This is a genomic window from Halobacillus sp. A1-3, from assembly GCF_050971765.1.
In the GTDB taxonomy this organism is placed as follows: Bacteria; Bacillota; Bacilli; order Bacillales; family Halobacillaceae; genus Halobacillus; species Halobacillus mangrovi_B.
Genome location: NZ_JBPCEO010000016.1, coordinates 1 through 17500 on the forward strand (window position 1 = coordinate 1; position 17500 = coordinate 17500).

Sequence of the window (17500 nt, forward strand, 5' to 3'; positions counted from 1 at the left end):
CGCGAGACTTCCTGGTACGAGAGGAATAATTCCTGGTACGCTAAATATAATCATAGGCGTTTTGTATATCCTTGCCAGCATCTGGCTGACCATGGCAATAACAAAGGAGGCGATGAGTGTAGCTGGGACACTGTCGACTTCTTCCCATACTAAGGATATGTAAATGACCCAACCAATCATGCCGACGAGACCACATTTGATGATCGTATTTCTTGGCGCCTGATAGATGATTCCAAAGGCAGCTGATGCAAAAAAGCTTGCTATGGCATATTCAATCAACATAGTCATTCCTCACGATCTCTAAAATAGTGCAAACATAACAGCAATACCCGCACCAATTGCAAAAGCCGTTAAAAAGGCCTCCGCCCCCTTGGCGAGTCCTGAGATAAGATGACCTGCCATCAAATCCCTTACAGCGTTGGTGATGAGCAGGCCAGGGACCAACGGCATGATAGAACCAACAACTACCTTATCAACTTCCTTCCCGATACCTAATGAAAAAAGGGAAAAGGCTGTAAAACCAATCAACAACGAAGCAATGAATTCAGCAACAAATTTAATTTCAAATAATCGAATAAAGTTAATTAATGCAATAAATCCTAGCCCTCCTGCTATGCAGGCTGGCAGGAAATCGTACCAACTCCCCTGAAACATGAGACTAAAGAAACCACTCGCTAACGTGGCAGCGATGATTTGCATGAGCATGGAATAATCTGTAGGACTGGTTTCAATTTTTCTAAGCTCTTTATACGCTACGTGAGTAGACATGTCTCCACTTGTAATGTTTCTAGAGACATTATTCGCGAGATTTACTTTTTCGAGATTTGTCTCTCGTGCTGAAACTCTTACTAACTTTGCAGGGGCACCAGGGCTAATCGTAAACACAATCCCAGTAGGTGTTACATAACTTTGTGCTTCATCCCGTCCAAAAGATTGGGCAATCCGCGTCATCGTATCTTCCACACGATAGGTTTCCGCTCCATTTTGTTGCATTATCTTCCCCATTAATAAACATAACTCAATTAAGTCCTCTGTACGCTCCACTCGGTCACCTCAATTCATATTACAGTATGTTTAGTGTATCTATTCATATAAAAACCCTTTTTAAAATTTCCACAATCTCGAAACTTCTCCACTTTCTTTTGCACGACTGGCGGGATCTTAGCTCCATATTTGTTCTTAAAGGCTTCCCAATGTTGATGTTCATCAAAGAAAATTCGTCGTAAAATATTCGTCTCCATACAAGTACAATACCACATCATCAAGGGCTGTAGTATGGTAAAAAGTTATACATTCTTTACTTTGAACAAAAACTAATAAAAGAACTATCAGGAAAAGATGTGTGCATTAGTCCCTTTCTAGATAGTTTTTTTAAATCCCCACGAAATATTAGCTTGGGCCTTTATGCCTCTGAAATCTATACCAAGCAATTGAGAAACTACATTTTCCTTAATGACATCTTCTTCAACCAAATAATTTAAAAATGCCCTGATTCGTTGTAATTTTGTATTTATCGCTCCAGCATTATTACCATAGTTTTGCCACTCTCTTAGAAATGTTTTTACAAGGCTAGAATTTACGGTCTTCTAAAAAACTTGAAATGCAAATTTTAAAAGCAAAAAAGGACTACCTCCTTTATTTAGGAAGTAGTCCTTTAATTACTAACTATTTATACATTACTTGAAGAGTTTCCAGAGACTTTTTTGTGTGTTTCAAACTTTTTATAGAAAAATCCAGTCAAAACTTATTTGTAATGCAGAAAAACCCTATTACATAAGTGGTTTGAGCGTTATCACATCATGCCGCCCATTCACTCGGCTAATTAATAGGACAATAATTAGATCCGCAGAACCCTATTATCACAAGGTTTCCGTTAGCAAATAAATTGATTAACCACAATATGTTTTAATACTTTATCAACAGTATCCATTCATAATCCAGTCACTAAACAACTAGATTTCAGATTAAAAGAAATGAACCTTCAACCGTTGGAGCTAATGCATTTTAAAATATTGGGTTCACAAACTAGAAGTGAAGTAGTTGCTAACGTCTAGGGCTTTACCTTTTAATGGCTATTCTATCACTTTCCTATTCATCCGTTCCACCCATTGATGGAGAAGGTTATTATACCGGGTCAAATTTTTATGAATTTTAATGGCCACTTCTTCATTATAGGTATGGACGGTCAAATTACGATCATTTACCATTTCCAAAGCCAGAACAGTCTCTTCATCCTCCAACAAGTGGACCTCCCTGCAACTGCGAATGACGCTCTTCGGAGAGCCGGCATCCACCCCTTCTATGTCATATAAATATTGCTTCGCCGCTTTCCAACTTGCCTCGAAAGAGAATTCAAATCGTTGAATCGCTGCATCTCGTTCCACATCATTCGGTTTTTTAAGGTTAGCTAGCTTTTCAAAGGCAGCCAACGCTTTTTCTGCTGCTTCTAATCGTTGGCGTAATCTCTCCATAAAATCCCCTCCTCTTTCACTTGTTGGACTAGAGAGTCTTTAGCATCATTTAGATCCACCACATCTACATTGTAAGGAATGGTAGACTCTTCAATTTGCTCGATTAGTTTATTCCAGTTAAAAGGAGAGATTGGGGAGGCGGATTCGATAGCGAGGTCGATATCCGAACTATGTTTTTCTTCCTCTCGGGCCCAAGAACCAAATAAGTAAACGCGCGCTTTTTCCTTGCCGAGCTGTTCATTCAAAATTGATTTTAGTTGTTCTAAAACTTGCTCCCGTAAATCTGCAGGACCTCCCATAATATCCCTTCCTCTTTTTTGTCCCATTATAGCATATGTACATGTTATCTATTATGGATTTTCCTTCTCCACTCCCCCAACCAGAAGTTGAATGGCTATCAGTGCTCTTATTAACAACACCAGAACCTAAATTTAGCTTGCGCTATATTAAGGATAAGACCCCTAATCTGGAAGACTTGATTCCGAGATATCTTGAAGCAGATTTTAACCTAAAGCACCCGTTAAAAGGATTAAATAACGTTGACGTTGAATTACATATTAAATAATCAAGAGCATTTTTTGTTTAAAATAAAATAACTAAAGGAGTATTCTAATGAATAATATTTTTGAGATAACGTGCACAGATGAAATATTAAATCGTATCGAAAACTTAAATATAGATTCACAACCAAAATGGGGAAAAATGAATGTCTCTCAAATGTTAGCTCATTGCTCATCTTTCCAAGATATCGCAATGGGATATACTTTCCCCCAAAGAGGTTGGTTAGGGTTATTAGTAGGTAGATTTGCAAAACCCATCTTTTATAATGACAAACCTTTAGACCCCAATATGTCGACTATTCCAACCATATTAATTACAAGTGAAAGAAATTTTGAAATAGAAAGAGAAAAACTGAAACAAAAAATTATAATATTTCAAAAGAATGGACCAGAGTCATGTACAGATCATCCACATCCTTTTTTCGGAAAACTTACTTCCGAACAATGGGGAAAAGGAATCTACAAGCATCTTGACCACCATTTACAACAATTTGGTGTTTAGTGGCAGGAGTTTAAATATACCGTACCATCTTAAAGTAATCTGCTTTGTTAGTTAATAGCTCAATGCCCTGATATTCCTTGAGCTTATGTAATAAAGGGCTAAGGCTCTATTGAACAATTGCCACCTATTGCTGAAGACTCAATTTCGAGATAAACCAAATGGGAAGAACTCTTTTTCCTCTAATAACAATTCAGGCTTGATTTTTGTCGAACAAGTATTTAAAACTTTCCAATAGCACTTCGGGAATTTCAACTTGAGCATAGTCCTTCACTAAACGAAGTCCCTTTATTTCAAGGAAGGTATCCCTCTCACGGAATTTGCAATAAAGAAATGGCCGGTCCATTTTTTCCAAGCTGGTTCACCTCGAATTACTATCTTTTCTTTAACTTCCCTTTTAAGGTCAATAGGTCAATTGTTCATAACACTTTCCCCTTATATCAATTTCTTTAATAGTTTTGTTAGCATGAAAAAGCACCCCGTTATGGGATGCCATAATTTAGTAAAGTTGTTTGCTTAGGGCTTCAATCTGTTCACATGTTTGTTGCATCTTTTCATTAACCCACGCAGGATACGTTTCTTCATCCCCGCTCTTAATTTTCGAAAGGGTTTCCAAGTAAACAATAAGATAATCAAGCTTTGATGATGGGTGCTGCATTCCATCACCTCCCTCCTATCGAACTAATTCGACAGAAAGGATTTATTCCCTTCATAACAAAACACGTGCAAGGGTAACTACTCATTTATGGATCCTTCATAAATCGTGTCAAACTTATAGGGATAAGTATCGAAAGCTGGAAAGGAGTGCCTGAAGGAGGCAGCTTCCGGTAGTTTCAACTGGAGTGAATTTCTATTATATAATTTTGTAAAGGTTACAACTTTTAAGATACCCCTCAATATCTCGAAACTGAGTCTTCCACAATCCTGACCTATACTTGAAGACTCAGTTTTGAGATTAATTGTCTTGAATCACCATTAATTTCAAAAAATCACCCTTTCCCACATGCATTTTTTCAATTTATGAATAAAAGAAAAGCCTCCCAAAAGTTTATGAACTCTTGAGAGACCTCAATATTTTGTAAACAATTTTAAAAACCAGTCATAATCCAGTCAAATTGTTCTTAAACCCTATGTTGAAAGGGTTTTGGGGGCTATCACATCATGCCGCCCATTCCGCCCATGCCGCCCATATCAGGCATGCCGCCGCCAGAACCTTCTTCTTCAGGAAGATCAGCGACTACAGCTTCAGTTGTTAAGAACATAGCTGCTACGGAAGCTGCGTTTTGAAGTGCGGAACGAGTAACTTTTGTTGGGTCAACGATACCGCTGTCGACCATGTTTACCCACTCGCCAGTTGCTGCGTTAAATCCTACACCGACTTCTTCGCCTTTCAGACGCTCTACGATGATGGATCCTTCAAGACCAGCGTTGTGAACGATTTGGCGAACTGGCTCTTCTAGTGCGCGAAGCACGATGGAAGCACCTGTTGCTTCGTCGTCAGAAAGCCCAAGAGATTCAACAGCATGCAGAATGTTAACTAGAGCTGTACCACCACCAGCGACGATACCTTCTTCTACCGCTGCTCGAGTAGAGTTCAGGGCGTCTTCGATGCGTAGTTTACGCTCTTTCAATTCTGTTTCTGTTGCTGCGCCGACTTTAATGACAGCTACGCCACCTGAAAGTTTTGCAAGGCGCTCTTGTAATTTCTCTTTGTCGAATTCAGAAGTTGTTTCTTCTGCTTGTGCACGAATCTGAGCTACGCGGGAAGCGATTTGATCAGGTTGTCCGGCACCTTCAACAATTGTAGTGTTTTCTTTTGTAATAACCGCTTTAGACGCGCGTCCAAGCTGATCGATTGTAGCATTCTTCAATTCAAGACCAAGGTCTTCTGTGATCACTTGACCACCAGTTAGTGTCGCAATGTCTTCAAGCATTGCTTTACGACGGTCACCGAATCCTGGAGCTTTAACCGCTACAGCATTGAATGTACCGCGTAGTTTGTTCACAACTAGTGTTGCAAGTGCTTCGCCTTCTACGTCTTCAGAGATAAGAAGTAGAGGTTTAGATTGTTGTACTACTTGTTCAAGGACAGGAAGAACTTCCTGGATGTTGTTGATCTTCTTGTCAGTGATTAGGATGTACGGATCTTCAAGAACCGCTTCCATTTTATCCTGGTCAGTAACCATGTAAGGTGAAGCATATCCGCGGTCGAACTGCATTCCTTCAACCACTTCTAGTTCAGTGTTGAATCCTTTAGATTCTTCGATTGTGATAACGCCGTCGTTTCCAACGCGCTCCATCGCTTCAGCGATAAGCTGTCCAACTTCATTATCAGAAGCAGAGATGGAAGCTACCTGTGAAATAGACTCACGGCCTTCGATTGGTTTAGAGATTTTACGTAGTTCTTCAGTCGCTACTTCAGTCGCTTTTTCGATTCCGCGACGAATGCCAACTGGGTTCGCACCAGATGTTACGTTTTTAAGCCCTTCACGGATCATCGCTTGTGCAAGAACCGTCGCTGTTGTTGTACCGTCACCTGCTACGTCGTTTGTTTTAGACGCAACTTCAGATACAAGCTGAGCACCCATGTTTTCGAAGTGATCTTCAAGCTCGATTTCTTTTGCGATGGTTACACCATCATTTGTAATTAGTGGAGAACCGAATTTTTTATCTAGAACGACGTTACGTCCTTTTGGTCCTAGTGTTACTTTTACTGCATTTGCTAATGTATCGACACCACGAAGCATCGCGCGGCGTGCGTCTTCACTAAACTTAATTTCTTTAGCCATTAAAAATGCCCTCCTTATTAATATCGTATCGATTCATTTATAAGTATTTTTTGGTAGAGGCTTATTGAATGACAGCCAACACATCTGATTCACGAAGAATCAAGTATTCGTTGCCTTCATATTTAACTTCTGTACCAGCGAACTTAGAGTAGATGACGCGGTCGCCTTGTGCGACTTCCAAAGCAACTTTCTCACCGTTGTCTGTCACGCGGCCAGTACCTACTGCAACAACTTTACCTTCCTGAGGCTTTTCTTTCGCAGAATCAGGTAGTACAATTCCGCTCGCAGTAGTCTGCTCTTCTTCAACTAGTTCAATAACAATACGATCACCAAGTGGCTTTAACAATTAGGACACCCTCCTTGATAAGGTTAGTTTCAATTTTTTTGTCGTTTATTAGCACTCGTTGTTACTGAGTGCTAACACAATTCTTATCATAATCAATTCACTTTCGTTTTTCAAGTAGAAAACTGTTAATTTCCGTACTATTTTTTCGACAAAAAATTTGCATCAGACCGTTACGCTTACTAGTGGTTTTAAAACTATGATAAAATACATAAAGTATCCTTAATAAATGAGTTTATCCTGCGGAATGGGACAGTCTCCTTCCGCAGATTTTGTATCTACCTATATAGAAGGACGTGAGTGTTTTGCCTAAGCGTTACTGGTATATCATCATGACATATGTAATCACGCAGCTTTCCGCGCTCATCGGTGTCCCGATTGCGAAAGAATTCGGATTAAGTAATTTCGATGCCATCGCTGTCTGGTCTGTGCTCAGTTTTACCATTGCAACCATTATCATTTTACTTTTGCTTAAACCTGACATAAAGGAAGCCTCGATGAGCCGTGACGCTTCTGGAGCCGGCGGTGTTATCCTCTGGTCCATTGCCGGTGTATTTCTTGCCTTATTCGCCCAGGGGCTTGCGGCTGCGATCGAATCGAACGTGTTCGGAATCCCACCGGGGTCAGAAAATACGATGGGGTTAATGGAGATTGCGCGTGAGTCGCCGCTCTTCATTCTGCTACCGGTCGTATTTGCTCCTATTACAGAGGAAATTATTTTCCGTAAGGTCATTTTCGGTTCGATTTATAAGCGAACCAACTTCTGGATCGCGGTGCTTTTTTCCGCACTTATCTTCGGTGCGTTCCACTTTGACTTTAAGCACATGTTAGTTTACTTCTCCATGGGAGTGGTATTCGCCTTCCTATATGTCAAAACTAAACGAATTATTACACCAATCGTGGCGCACATGGCGATGAACTCGTTTGTTGTCGTGACGCAGTACTTTCTAGATGAAGAGGATATTCGACGGATGCAGGAACAATTGGAGACCATTTTTATTGGAGGCATTTTGTAATATGAGAACTTCCCCCCTATTTATGGCGTTTCTCTACTTCGGGATGGGCATTGCATTTACGTACATTGCCGCCCAGGCTGTAGAAGACACGATATGGAACGCTATTACGATCCTGTTGTCAATCATTGCAACCTTCAACATTGCTGTTGCGATCCGTCTTGTCAATCTTCAGCGCCGCATTCAGAAATCTAAAGACAAATAAAAGCTCCATTGCCTTGGTCTTTCGAGGCAATGGAGCTTAATTATAGAAACGCAGGAGCTGCCTCCTGCGTTTTTGTTTATGCTTCTTTTTCAATTCCTTCTTCCTCATCATCCTGCACACCTTTTAAGATGAATGAGAAAGGCAAAGCAATCACCAAGACGATCGCTGACACGAGAAATGCTTCATTTAATGTTTGCAGCGTTGCCGCCTGCATATCGATGTCAGGAGCAGCAGATACTTGAGCCCGTCTAACTTCATAATAAATCGAGAAAAAGACGATCCCGAGTGATGAAGAAATCTGGCGGATGATGTTATTCATCGCAGATCCCTGCGCAACTAAGTGTTCTGGAATAGCATTCATTCCGGACGTTGTCGCCGGCATGTTCCCCATTCCCATACCAAGCCCGCGAATGGTGTTTAACAATAAAATCAGCCAATATGGCGTTGATAAATTTAAGAAACTTAACCCTAGCGTCGCCGCTGCCATAATTGTAAGGCCAGGCGGCACAACGTACTTCGGTCCTTTTTTATCAAGGATCCTTCCGCCAATTGACATGAAGATCCCACTCGCTGCGGCAGCAGGCAAGAATAGCAGTCCTGTCATTACTTCATTTAGCCCATACACATTTTGAATCAGTAATGGCAGCAGGAAAATTCCTGAAAACAAACCGATCGATGCCGCTGAAGTTACAACGATAGAAACTGAATATGTTGGTACCTTAAATACGGATAAGTTCAATAACGGATCGTCCTGACGGTTTTCGTACCTTACAAAAAGGATAAGTGCCAATATACCGCCAATAATCAGCAGCAGGTTCAGCGTATCAAACAGGCTGTCCACATTTCGGCCTCGTCCTAAAGCAAACAGCACCGCTCCAATACCCGAAGTTACAATAATAAAACCAATCAGATCGAATTTTTTATTCGGGTCCGTTTCAGTAGGCTCCAGGAATTTCGTAGATAAAATAAGACCGGTGAGTCCGAACGGAATATTAAAGGCAAACAGCCACGGCCAGTCAAAATACTGTATCAAAAACCCGCCGATCGTCGGTCCTACAGCGGGAGCGACCATTGCCGCAACGCCGTACACTCCAACCGCTAACCCACGTTCATAGCGCGGGAATGAATTGAAAATCAGAGCCATCGCAATCGGCATCATCAACCCTCCGGCCATTCCTTGAACGGCACGAGAAAGGATGACCATGCCTAAGGATCCTGAAAAGAAGCCCATAATGGATCCCACGATGAAAATAGTCAATCCAGCTAAATAAACCTTTTTCTTGCCGAACCGATCGCCAAAATAACCGGTGAGCGGCATCGTCATTCCCATTGACACCATGAAGATCGTCAAGATCCAGCCGACAGCTACTGCGTTTGAATCAAAGATTTCAATGAAGCGCGGCAAGATTGGATTCAGCATACTATTATTTAAAATGACGGTGAACGTTCCGAAAAGCACGGAAACGACGACCAGCCATTTATTCGGTAATTTGCTCATGGATCATCCCTCACTTTCCTTCGATACACGAACTATTGTTTACTATACCACCACTGTTTTGGATTAACCATCATCCTGCCCATTCTATTCGATCTTTTTTTACTTTTTTCGCGTCCATTTTCATACCATTGAAATGATTGGAATGGAAAGGGTTTCCTCAAGCTTAAACCTCTATTGTAACCGTTTAACTTACCTTCCACATGTTTACACGCACTCCTAATGCGGGTACTCCACATACGAACACTCAAGGAGGTCGTTTTATAATGGGACGATTAGATAATAAAGTGGCTGTCGTCACAGGATCCGCTACAGGGATCGGTGCAGCTACAGTGAAACTATATGCAAAAGAAGGCGCAACGGTCGTCTGCGCTGATGTCAATGAAGAAGACGTAAAGCAGACGGTTGATGAAGTGATAAAAGATGGTGGAAAAGCAGAGTTTTGTTCTTTAGATGTTTCCAATGAAGATAGTGTTTCCGAATTTGCGGATTACCTCAAAGATAAATACGGCAAGGTTGATGTCTTATTCAACAACGCAGGCATCGATGAAGAAGGGGGAAAAGTGCACGAGTACCCGGTAGACCTTTTTGACCGGATCATTGCCGTCGATTTGCGCGGCACTTTTTTAACAAGTAAGTTCCTTCTCCCATTAATGATGGAACAAGGAGGTTCGATCATTAATACGTCTTCAATGTCTGGACGCGCAGCTGACTTGGATCGCTCCGGCTACAATGCGGCCAAAGGCGGCATCACCAATTTTACAAAAGCCATGGCGATTGATTATGCACGTGAAGGCATACGCGTGAATTCTATTGCACCAGGAACTATTGAGACGCCGCTTGTTGATGAGCTGGCGGGGACGAAGGAACAAAAAGAAGGACAGGAGTTCCGCGAGGCGCAAAAGTGGGTGACTCCAATGGGACGCTTAGGAAGTCCTGAGGAAGTTGCTAATGTTGCTCTTTTCTTAGCTTCTGATGAAAGTTCCTATGTTACAGGGGAAGACATTGCTGTCGACGGAGGCATCATGGCTTATACATGGCCAGGTAAAATGCTGATCGATAAAAGCTGGAAAGAGAATACGAAGTAAGAATAAAAGAAAGAGGATGCCGCTTCATAACAGCATCCTCTTTCTTTTATTCTTCTATTTCATCTAATGGGTAATGCTTCAAGAAATAGACGAGTGCCTGAAGCTCTATGGCCAGGTCGATGTGATGTACACGTACGTTCGACGGGACAGAAATACGAGCCGGTGTAAAATTTAAAATCCCCGAAATCCCCGCTTCCACCAGGCGATCGGCAATGCCCTGTGCTTCTGATGCGGGTACCGTAAGAATCGCTACCGTCAGCTCCCCCATCTTCTCTTCCAGATCATCGATGTGCTCGACACGTACTCCGCCAACTTCTGTGCCGACGCGCTCACGGCTGGCATCAAACGCAATTTCAATTTTTGTATTATTGTTTTTCGTGAAATTATAGTTTAAGAACGCTGTTCCCAGGTTTCCGACACCGATTAATGCGACACTTGTCGTCTCATCTTGATCGAGCGTCTTTCTGAAAAAGGACAGCAAATATTCAACATTGTAGCCATAGCCTTTTTTTCCGAGGGCTCCAAAGTAGGAAAAGTCTCTGCGAATCGTCGCAGAATCGACTTTGACCGCATCACTCAATTCTTTTGATGATACACGCAGTTTTCCCTGGCTGTGCAAATTGTTCAGAAAGCGATAGTACAATGGCAATCGCTTCGCTGTTGCTTGAGGTATTTTTGTATGTTCCAAATCCATGGATTTCTGCCTCCTTTACCGATCGACCCGTTGGTAATCCCCATTTTTACCTCCCGTTTTTTCTAAAAGGTAAGTCGGACCGATGACCATTCCTTTATCCAGCGCTTTACACATATCATAGACGGTGAGAGCCGTAGCAGAAGCCGCCGTTAGCGCTTCCATTTCCACCCCTGTGCTTCCCTTAGTCTTCACTTCTACCTCGATGTGTAACGTATAAGCTTCATCTGCTTCCCAACTAAACGATACGTCAATACCTTTTAGCGATAGCGGGTGACACATAGGAATCCAGTCAGATGTCTTTTTGGCTGCCATAATACCAGCTACCTGTGCAACGGCAAGCACATCACCTTTAGCCATCTCTTTATTGGTCACTTTATAATAGATCTCTTCATTCACTTGGACACTTGTGTGGGCCACAGCTGTACGCACCGTTTCCCCTTTTTCAGAGATATCCACCATTCGGGCACGGCCTTGTTCGTTAAAATGTGTAAACTCTGACATGAAACGTCTCCTCTTTACGGTTTTCACAAACTTCCTGATTGCTACACTACTCTTATTCTACCAAAAAATCAAACGTTAGTCGTTAAAGATTTCACAAACTTTGAAGCCATTGTCTTGCTAGAAGAATCCGATATAAGATACACTTATTTCATTGAGGTGAAACGACATGATTCTCATGCAACTGAATCAATTGACGAAGCGTTTTGGTGCTGAGTTGATTTTATCGAATATTAAATTAGAAGTACAAATGAATGATCGGATTGCCATTGTCGGACGTAATGGCGCTGGGAAATCGACGTTACTTAAAATGATGGCCGGGGAAATGAGTCATGATTCCGGTGACATTTTTAAACCAAAAGAAACAACGGTCGGTTATCTCGCACAAAATACAGGCCTTCAATCTGAAGAGACGATTTGGAATGAGATGGAGAACGTGTTTACCCATCTAAAAAACTTGGAAAAAGAACTGCGGGCTATGGAAACTAAGATGGCGGACCCTAATTTGCTTGAAGATAGAGACAGGTACCAGCAATTGCTCACCGAGTACGACCGTAAGCAGGAATATTTTAAAACAGCTGGCGGTTATCAATACGAAACGGACATCAAAGCTGTCCTGAATGGTCTTAATTTCAAGGATTTCGATTGGAATACTCCAATCACATCTCTCAGTGGCGGTCAAAAAACACGGCTTGCGCTAGGTAAGCTGCTTTTGACTAAACCTGACGTCTTGATTTTGGACGAGCCAACTAACCACCTGGATATCGACACGCTCTCCTGGCTTGAAGGATACTTGCAAGGATACGCAGGGGCTGTCGTTATCGTCTCCCACGATCGTTATTTCCTCGACAAAATCGTGAATACCGTTTACGAAATCGCTTTTCAATCTTCGAAAAAATACCACGGCAACTACAGTGATTATTTGAAGAAGAAAGAAGCCGATTTTGAAATCGAGATGAAACGGTTCGAGAAACAACAAGAAGAAATCAAACGGATGGAAGACTTTATCCAGAAAAACATCGTCCGTGCCACAACTAGTAAGCGGGCCCAAAGCCGTAGGAAACAGCTAGAAAAAATGGAGCGCGTCGATAAACCGAAAGACGACAACTTGTCTGCGAAATTCAGTTTTCAAGTAGCCAAAAGAAGCGGCAATGATGTGTTGAGATTGCGTGATTACGGCTTCCGTTATGAACCCGATTCACCTTACTTGTTCGATAATCTCTCCCTCGATGTTACCCGTGGGGATTCCATTGCGCTTGTAGGACCGAATGGAGTCGGTAAAACCACGTTATTGAAGACGCTTATTGGAGAACTCGAAGCCTCCAAAGGAGAAAAAATGATCGGGACCAACGTACAAATTGGTTATTATGATCAGGAACAAACGAAACTGAACTCTAAGAAAACCGTCCTTCAAGAACTTTGGGACGACTATCCGATGAAAAATGAGAAAGATATTCGTACGATATTAGGCAACTTCCTGTTCTCTGGTGAAGATGTTTTGAAACCAGTATCTGCTTTGAGCGGAGGCGAAAAAGCTCGCTTGTCACTTGCGAAGCTGATGATGCAGGAAGCGAATTTCTTAATTTTGGACGAACCGACCAACCATCTGGACTTAGATAGTAAGGAAGTGTTGGAAGCAGCGCTTGTAGATTACCCAGGAACACTGATCTTTGTCTCCCACGACCGCTACTTTATAAACAAAATCGCCACGCAGATTGTAGAAATGCTGCCGGGAGAAACGAAACTGTATCTTGGGGACTATGATTATTATGCTGAAAAGAAACAAGAGGAATACGAACTTCAACAAATTGAAGAAGCTGAACGTCTGAAAAATGAACCTGCTAAACAAGAAGTTCAGCAGAAGAACAGTTTCCAGCAAGATAAAGCAGCAAAACGCGAAGAACGTAAGAAAAACCGCCGCATTGCTGAGATTGAAGAAGAAATTGAACAGTTAGAAGCCAAACTTGAAGAGAATGACGAGTTATTATGTGACCCTGAAATCTACCAAGATCACGAGAAATCTCTAGAGCTCACTGAAGCCAACACCCAATACCAACATCGTATCGAAGCACTCATGGAAGAATGGGAAGCTCTGCATGAAGAGTAATATTACACACACCTCAGGTCATCCAAAATCTGGATGACCTGAGGTGAATTTTTTTGCTAATTTCCTTTGTATAGGAATGTATGAACAGGATATTAATATCCACAATGTTATCAACGTGTAAAGACGCTTATTTTAGTTCTCAACAGGTTTATACACATTATCCACATTTACTAACAGAGTTATCCACATTTTTGTTAACGATTTCTTTACAAATTTTCATAGGCTTAATAAAATTTATCCACTGAATAAATATACAATTGTGCATAACTTTATTAAGCGATGCGAAATTACCTCGATTATGACTACGATGAGATAGGCGCTTTAGTTAGGCAACTGTTCATAAAAAAAGCTTTTCTCCATAATTAGGAGAAAAGCTTTCTTTATCACGATCTTTGACCATATTTCTCTAAATCCAGGCCTGGATTGGCATTCAAATCCCAGCCAGCGCGATGTCCCTGGTTAAATGCCACAGCCCCTGCAGCTGCAATCATGGCCGCATTATCTGTGCATAAGTGTAATGGTGGAATGAGGAGTTCTGTGTCTAAATGTTCAAACTTTTCCACAAGAGCTGAGCGCAGTCCGCGATTAGCTGCGACTCCTCCGGCTACAATCATCTGTTTAACCCCATATTCTTCAGCTGCACGATATGCTTTTGTGGATAACACGTCCACAACACTTGCTTGGAAACTAGCGGCTACATCTGCGTCTTTCAAAACTTCCCCTTTTTGCTTCGCATTGTGTAGTCGATTGATTACAGCAGATTTTAATCCGCTGAAACTGAAGTCATATGATCCATCCTCTAACCAGGCACGAGGAAAGTCGATTGTCTCCTCGCCTTCTGCAGCTAAGCGGTCAATTTGTGGACCACCTGGATAAGGCAGCTTTAAGGTTCTTGCAACTTTATCATAAGCCTCCCCCGCAGCATCATCACGTGTTTCCCCGATGATTTCGAATTTCCCGTGCTCTCGCATAAGAATCAATTCGGTATGACCGCCGGACACAACTAAAGCTAGTAAAGGAAACTCAAATTCCTTTTCTAATCGGTTGGCGTAAATATGGCCAGCAATATGATGCACTCCGACAAGTGGTTTCTGTTTGGCAAAAGCAATGGCCTTTGCTGCATTAACTCCAACCAGCAAAGCTCCTACTAGGCCAGGACCTTCCGTTACAGCGATCGCATCCATATCATCAATCGTAAGTCCTGATTCATCTAACGCTTCCTCTAAGGTCACTGTCATCTGCTCAATATGGTGTCTAGAAGCAATTTCAGGCACAACGCCGCCGAATCGTTTATGACTCTCGATCTGTGAAGCCACCACATTGGTGACAAGCTCCCTTTCATTTTTCACTATAGCGACGGCTGTTTCATCACAACTCGTTTCAATGGCTAAAATATATTGATCTATACTCATTTTAATCCCACCCACATGACTAACGCATCTTCACCGTTGTCTGTATAATATCGTTTCCGTACACCGCCAGGGACAAGTCCGAATTTACGGTACATATGCTGGGCAGCTGTATTGGATACTCTAACTTCCAAAGATAACTGAACGGCGCCCTGGCTTATAGCTTCTTCACACGTATGACGAAACAACTGCTCACCGTACTTATGACCACGATAATCAGGGTGAATCGCGATATTTGTGACATGTGCTTCGTCAATAATCAGCCACAGTCCGCTATAACCGAAAACTTTCCCATTCTTCTCAATTACAAAATAATGGGCGTATGGATTTTCAGTCACTTCATTCTCAAAAGTTTCTGCTGGCCAAGGAGTAGCAAAAGAGGCTTGTTCGACCTCTAGAACCTCATCGATATCCTGTGTCTTCATTTCTCTTATATCGACCATATTACTTCTTCTCCTGCTGCTCCAACCATTTCGCCTCTGCTTCTGGCAGACGTAAATAATTGGGCACCAATTCATGAATTGGGCCAGGCTCTTTCATAGCTCCTACTTGAGCCACAATCGACGGTCTTGAAAAATGGTAAGGTTCTTCAGGGATGACCGCCTGCTCACCAAGCGTATCCCGGATCAGCTCTTCATGAATTGAAATATCCTGACTGACAAAAAGAATCCGGGCACCTAGCTCTTTCAAACCTTGAAGCCAATCCGCCATCAGTACATTCGTTTCTTCTTTCGCAAGCTTCATGTCCTGATCATATAACCCTGTGTAAACGAGTCCTCTACGAGCATCGAAGAAGGGAGACACATAACCTTGAAAGAATCTGCCCTGCCTCGCAACAGCTTCAAGACTCGATACACCAACAACAGGGATATTTAACGACCACGCCATTGTTTTCGCTGTTGTTAAACCTATTCTTACACCTGTATAAGAACCCGGCCCGTGAGCCACAGCAATCCGGTCCAAGTCCTCTGGCTGCGTTCCAGTATCCTTCATCAACTGATTGATGGCTGGCATTAAACGTATGGAATGATTTTTTTTGATATTCGTTACATACTCCCCGGCAACTACACCATTTTTCATAATAGCAACACCCATTACGTAGTTGGAAGTATCAATCGCTAAGATATTCATCTAATAATCTCCTTACAAATCTCGTCAAAATGACCTGAATTCGCTTCAAGGATAAATGTCCGCCTCATTTCATCCGAATATTTAATGGTGAGGTCCAGACGCTCTTTTGGCAAAAACTCTTCGATGAAATGCGCCCACTCTACCACACAGACACCGTCTCCTTCAAAATATTCTTCAAAACCTAAATCCTCATCACTGTCTTCAAGTCTGTAAACATCCATATGATAAAAAGGTACACGGCCCACGTATTCTTTAATGATCGTAAACGTCGGACTGTTAATCGTTCTTTTCACACCCAGCCCACGGCCTAAGCCTTTGGTAAAAGTCGTTTTCCCTGCACCCAGGTCTCCTTCTAATGTTAATACATCTCCGGATTGAAGTCGATGACCGAGCTCTTCAGCAAAAGTCATCGTCTCTTCTGGAGAAGAACTGATCCATTCATACCGTGCCATTTACTCACCCTTTTTCGTTAAATGTGTATAACCTGTTTTCGTTACTATTTTTTTTGTTTTCTGGTCATGCAGATAGACCGTCGGATTATCTTGCTGTTTTTCTTTTACAATACCTACCCTGCTTACTTTTACACCTACTCGATCAGCAGCTTTTATAACCTCAGGCCATTCCTCTTCAGAAACGGTACCCATCAGTTCAAAATCCTCTCCTCCTGTAAGCATCCATTCGTCATAATGGTCAGGGAAGAATTCTTTAACTGAAGGGGTAAAAGGAATCTGCTCCTTTTCTAAATGTATATCCATCTCAGAAGCCTCGGCGATCTCATTTGATTCATTAGCCATTCCGTCACTGATATCGTTCAATGCTAATCGTTTAATATCATGTAATGCTTGAGCAAAAGAGGCTCTTGGCTCTGGCATTCGGTGTCTATGTATAAGGAAGGTCTTTTCCTCATCATTGACAGTAGATCCTTTTAGTAGACATTCCAAACCAGCTCTTGAATCTCCAAGTGTTCCTGTTACAAATACGACATCTCCTGCACGTGCAGCTGATCGGTAACGAGCTTTATCTCTGTCCACATATCCAATGACTGTAATGGAAACGGATAGCTCACTTCCAGAAACAGTATCTCCACCGATAACATCCATCCTGTATTGGGCTGCTAAATCTTTCATTCCACGATAAAGCTCCTCTAAGCCTGTTGAACTCCATTCCGGTGGAACGACTACAGAGACTAAATAAAAAG

Annotated in this window: 20 protein-coding genes and 1 pseudogene (1 of these 21 cut by a window edge); 5 read left to right on the forward strand and 16 right to left on the reverse strand. The window is 42.0% G+C overall.

Annotated elements, in window-relative coordinates; all coding sequences use genetic code 11:
• From ACRYKC_RS19880 to ACRYKC_RS19900, 5 genes and pseudogenes are all read right to left on the reverse strand, one after another.
• On the reverse strand, positions 1-282 hold a 282-nt coding region (locus ACRYKC_RS19880), incomplete at its 3' end, for a threonine/serine exporter family protein (RefSeq protein WP_433809586.1).
• 18 nt (positions 283-300) lie between these two features.
• A complete protein-coding gene (locus ACRYKC_RS19885; RefSeq protein ID WP_433809588.1) occupies positions 301-1005 on the reverse strand; it encodes a threonine/serine exporter family protein in 705 nt (234 codons plus the stop codon).
• Between the two features lie 89 nt (positions 1006-1094).
• Positions 1095-1241: pseudogene (locus ACRYKC_RS19890) on the reverse strand (IS91 family transposase); the annotation flags it as partial.
• Positions 1242-2072: 831 nt separating this feature from the next.
• Positions 2073-2471, reverse strand: coding sequence for an HI0074 family nucleotidyltransferase substrate-binding subunit (locus ACRYKC_RS19895; protein ID WP_433809590.1), 399 nt, complete (start codon positions 2469-2471; stop codon positions 2073-2075).
• Positions 2447-2770 carry a nucleotidyltransferase family protein gene (locus ACRYKC_RS19900; protein WP_433809592.1) on the reverse strand — a complete coding sequence of 108 codons (324 nt, stop codon included), beginning with the start codon at positions 2768-2770 and terminating at the stop codon, positions 2447-2449. The genes ACRYKC_RS19895 and ACRYKC_RS19900 overlap by 25 nt, the downstream gene beginning before the upstream one ends.
• A gap of 313 nt (positions 2771-3083) precedes the next feature.
• Here ACRYKC_RS19900 and ACRYKC_RS19905 point away from each other — a divergent pair, with 313 nt between their 5' ends.
• Complete coding sequence (locus ACRYKC_RS19905; protein WP_433809594.1) at positions 3084-3533, forward strand: DUF1569 domain-containing protein; 450 nt, start codon at positions 3084-3086, stop codon at positions 3531-3533.
• Positions 3534-4029: 496 nt separating this feature from the next.
• Here the strand turns inward: ACRYKC_RS19905 and ACRYKC_RS19910 are convergent, their stop codons facing one another.
• From ACRYKC_RS19910 to groES, 3 genes are all read right to left on the reverse strand, one after another.
• On the reverse strand, positions 4030-4188 hold the full coding sequence (locus ACRYKC_RS19910) for a hypothetical protein (RefSeq protein ID WP_157130870.1): 159 nt from the start codon (positions 4186-4188) through the stop codon (positions 4030-4032).
• 496 nt (positions 4189-4684) lie between these two features.
• Positions 4685-6319 carry a chaperonin GroEL gene (groL, locus tag ACRYKC_RS19915; RefSeq protein WP_433809596.1) on the reverse strand — a complete coding sequence of 545 codons (1635 nt, stop codon included), beginning with the start codon at positions 6317-6319 and terminating at the stop codon, positions 4685-4687.
• A 61-nt stretch (positions 6320-6380) separates the two neighbouring features.
• Positions 6381-6665 carry a co-chaperone GroES gene (gene groES, locus ACRYKC_RS19920; RefSeq protein ID WP_085031273.1) on the reverse strand — a complete coding sequence of 95 codons (285 nt, stop codon included), beginning with the start codon at positions 6663-6665 and terminating at the stop codon, positions 6381-6383.
• A 302-nt stretch (positions 6666-6967) separates the two neighbouring features.
• On the opposite strand from groES, the gene ACRYKC_RS19925 reads away from it, so the two are divergent.
• Both ACRYKC_RS19925 and ACRYKC_RS19930 read left to right on the forward strand, forming a co-directional pair.
• Positions 6968-7678 (forward strand): CPBP family intramembrane glutamic endopeptidase, encoded by a 711-nt coding sequence (locus tag ACRYKC_RS19925; protein WP_433809599.1) that lies wholly within the window; start codon positions 6968-6970, stop codon positions 7676-7678.
• 1 nt (position 7679) lies between these two features.
• On the forward strand, positions 7680-7880 hold the full coding sequence (locus tag ACRYKC_RS19930) for a YdiK family protein (RefSeq protein ID WP_433809601.1): 201 nt from the start codon (positions 7680-7682) through the stop codon (positions 7878-7880).
• Between the two features lie 76 nt (positions 7881-7956).
• Here the strand turns inward: ACRYKC_RS19930 and ACRYKC_RS19935 are convergent, their stop codons facing one another.
• Positions 7957-9378, reverse strand: a complete 1422-nt coding sequence (locus tag ACRYKC_RS19935) for an MDR family MFS transporter (RefSeq protein WP_433809603.1) — start codon at positions 9376-9378, stop codon at positions 7957-7959.
• Between the two features lie 263 nt (positions 9379-9641).
• Between ACRYKC_RS19935 and ACRYKC_RS19940 the strand changes: the two genes are divergently transcribed.
• Positions 9642-10463: an SDR family oxidoreductase gene (locus ACRYKC_RS19940; RefSeq protein WP_433809605.1), complete on the forward strand. Its 822-nt coding sequence runs from the start codon at positions 9642-9644 to the stop codon at positions 10461-10463.
• Positions 10464-10509: 46 nt separating this feature from the next.
• On the opposite strand, the gene ACRYKC_RS19945 is transcribed toward ACRYKC_RS19940, so the two are convergent.
• Both ACRYKC_RS19945 and moaC read right to left on the reverse strand, forming a co-directional pair.
• The gene (locus tag ACRYKC_RS19945; RefSeq protein ID WP_433809607.1) at positions 10510-11157 is read right to left on the reverse strand and encodes a redox-sensing transcriptional repressor Rex; all 648 of its coding nucleotides are present in this window, start codon (positions 11155-11157) and stop codon (positions 10510-10512) included.
• A 15-nt stretch (positions 11158-11172) separates the two neighbouring features.
• The gene (moaC, locus tag ACRYKC_RS19950) at positions 11173-11658 is read right to left on the reverse strand and encodes a cyclic pyranopterin monophosphate synthase MoaC (RefSeq protein ID WP_433809609.1); all 486 of its coding nucleotides are present in this window, start codon (positions 11656-11658) and stop codon (positions 11173-11175) included.
• Positions 11659-11824: 166 nt separating this feature from the next.
• Between moaC and ACRYKC_RS19955 the strand changes: the two genes are divergently transcribed.
• Positions 11825-13762 (forward strand): ABC-F family ATP-binding cassette domain-containing protein, encoded by a 1938-nt coding sequence (locus ACRYKC_RS19955; RefSeq protein WP_433809611.1) that lies wholly within the window; start codon positions 11825-11827, stop codon positions 13760-13762.
• A 383-nt stretch (positions 13763-14145) separates the two neighbouring features.
• On the opposite strand, the gene tsaD is transcribed toward ACRYKC_RS19955, so the two are convergent.
• The 5 genes in view from tsaD to thiL are tightly spaced (at most 1 nt apart) and all read right to left on the reverse strand, a layout consistent with a single transcriptional unit that may run on beyond the window.
• Positions 14146-15174 carry a tRNA (adenosine(37)-N6)-threonylcarbamoyltransferase complex transferase subunit TsaD gene (gene tsaD, locus ACRYKC_RS19960; protein ID WP_433809613.1) on the reverse strand — a complete coding sequence of 343 codons (1029 nt, stop codon included), beginning with the start codon at positions 15172-15174 and terminating at the stop codon, positions 14146-14148.
• Positions 15171-15614, reverse strand: a complete 444-nt coding sequence (gene rimI / locus ACRYKC_RS19965) for a ribosomal protein S18-alanine N-acetyltransferase (protein WP_433809615.1) — start codon at positions 15612-15614, stop codon at positions 15171-15173. The genes tsaD and rimI overlap by 4 nt, the downstream gene beginning before the upstream one ends.
• A 1-nt stretch (position 15615) precedes the next feature.
• A complete protein-coding gene (gene tsaB, locus ACRYKC_RS19970; protein ID WP_433809617.1) occupies positions 15616-16302 on the reverse strand; it encodes a tRNA (adenosine(37)-N6)-threonylcarbamoyltransferase complex dimerization subunit type 1 TsaB in 687 nt (228 codons plus the stop codon).
• Entirely contained in the window at positions 16299-16754 is a 456-nt protein-coding gene (gene tsaE, locus ACRYKC_RS19975; protein WP_433809619.1) for a tRNA (adenosine(37)-N6)-threonylcarbamoyltransferase complex ATPase subunit type 1 TsaE, read from the reverse strand. The genes tsaB and tsaE overlap by 4 nt, the downstream gene beginning before the upstream one ends.
• Positions 16755-17500, reverse strand: partial view of a thiamine-phosphate kinase gene (thiL, locus tag ACRYKC_RS19980; protein ID WP_433809621.1) — the 3' portion only. The gene runs 241 nt beyond the window's last position; 746 of the gene's 987 nt are visible here — the last part of the coding sequence; its start codon lies beyond the right edge, outside the window; the stop codon is at positions 16755-16757.

Coding starts and splice junctions, on each gene's coding strand:
- ACRYKC_RS19885 (WP_433809588.1), bottom strand. CDS start 1,005: ATGGGGAAGATAATGCAACAAAATGGAGCGGAAACCTATCGTGTGGAA.
- ACRYKC_RS19895 (WP_433809590.1), bottom strand. CDS start 2,471: ATGGAGAGATTACGCCAACGATTAGAAGCAGCAGAAAAAGCGTTGGCT.
- ACRYKC_RS19900 (WP_433809592.1), bottom strand. CDS start 2,770: ATGGGAGGTCCTGCAGATTTACGGGAGCAAGTTTTAGAACAACTAAAA.
- ACRYKC_RS19905 (WP_433809594.1), top strand. CDS start 3,084: ATGAATAATATTTTTGAGATAACGTGCACAGATGAAATATTAAATCGT.
- ACRYKC_RS19910 (WP_157130870.1), bottom strand. CDS start 4,188: ATGCAGCACCCATCATCAAAGCTTGATTATCTTATTGTTTACTTGGAA.
- groL (WP_433809596.1), bottom strand. CDS start 6,319: ATGGCTAAAGAAATTAAGTTTAGTGAAGACGCACGCCGCGCGATGCTT.
- ACRYKC_RS19930 (WP_433809601.1), top strand. CDS start 7,680: ATGAGAACTTCCCCCCTATTTATGGCGTTTCTCTACTTCGGGATGGGC.
- ACRYKC_RS19935 (WP_433809603.1), bottom strand. CDS start 9,378: ATGAGCAAATTACCGAATAAATGGCTGGTCGTCGTTTCCGTGCTTTTC.
- ACRYKC_RS19940 (WP_433809605.1), top strand. CDS start 9,642: ATGGGACGATTAGATAATAAAGTGGCTGTCGTCACAGGATCCGCTACA.
- ACRYKC_RS19945 (WP_433809607.1), bottom strand. CDS start 11,157: ATGGATTTGGAACATACAAAAATACCTCAAGCAACAGCGAAGCGATTG.
- moaC (WP_433809609.1), bottom strand. CDS start 11,658: ATGTCAGAGTTTACACATTTTAACGAACAAGGCCGTGCCCGAATGGTG.
- ACRYKC_RS19955 (WP_433809611.1), top strand. CDS start 11,825: ATGATTCTCATGCAACTGAATCAATTGACGAAGCGTTTTGGTGCTGAG.
- tsaD (WP_433809613.1), bottom strand. CDS start 15,174: ATGAGTATAGATCAATATATTTTAGCCATTGAAACGAGTTGTGATGAA.
- rimI (WP_433809615.1), bottom strand. CDS start 15,614: ATGGTCGATATAAGAGAAATGAAGACACAGGATATCGATGAGGTTCTA.
- tsaB (WP_433809617.1), bottom strand. CDS start 16,302: ATGAATATCTTAGCGATTGATACTTCCAACTACGTAATGGGTGTTGCT.
- tsaE (WP_433809619.1), bottom strand. CDS start 16,754: ATGGCACGGTATGAATGGATCAGTTCTTCTCCAGAAGAGACGATGACT.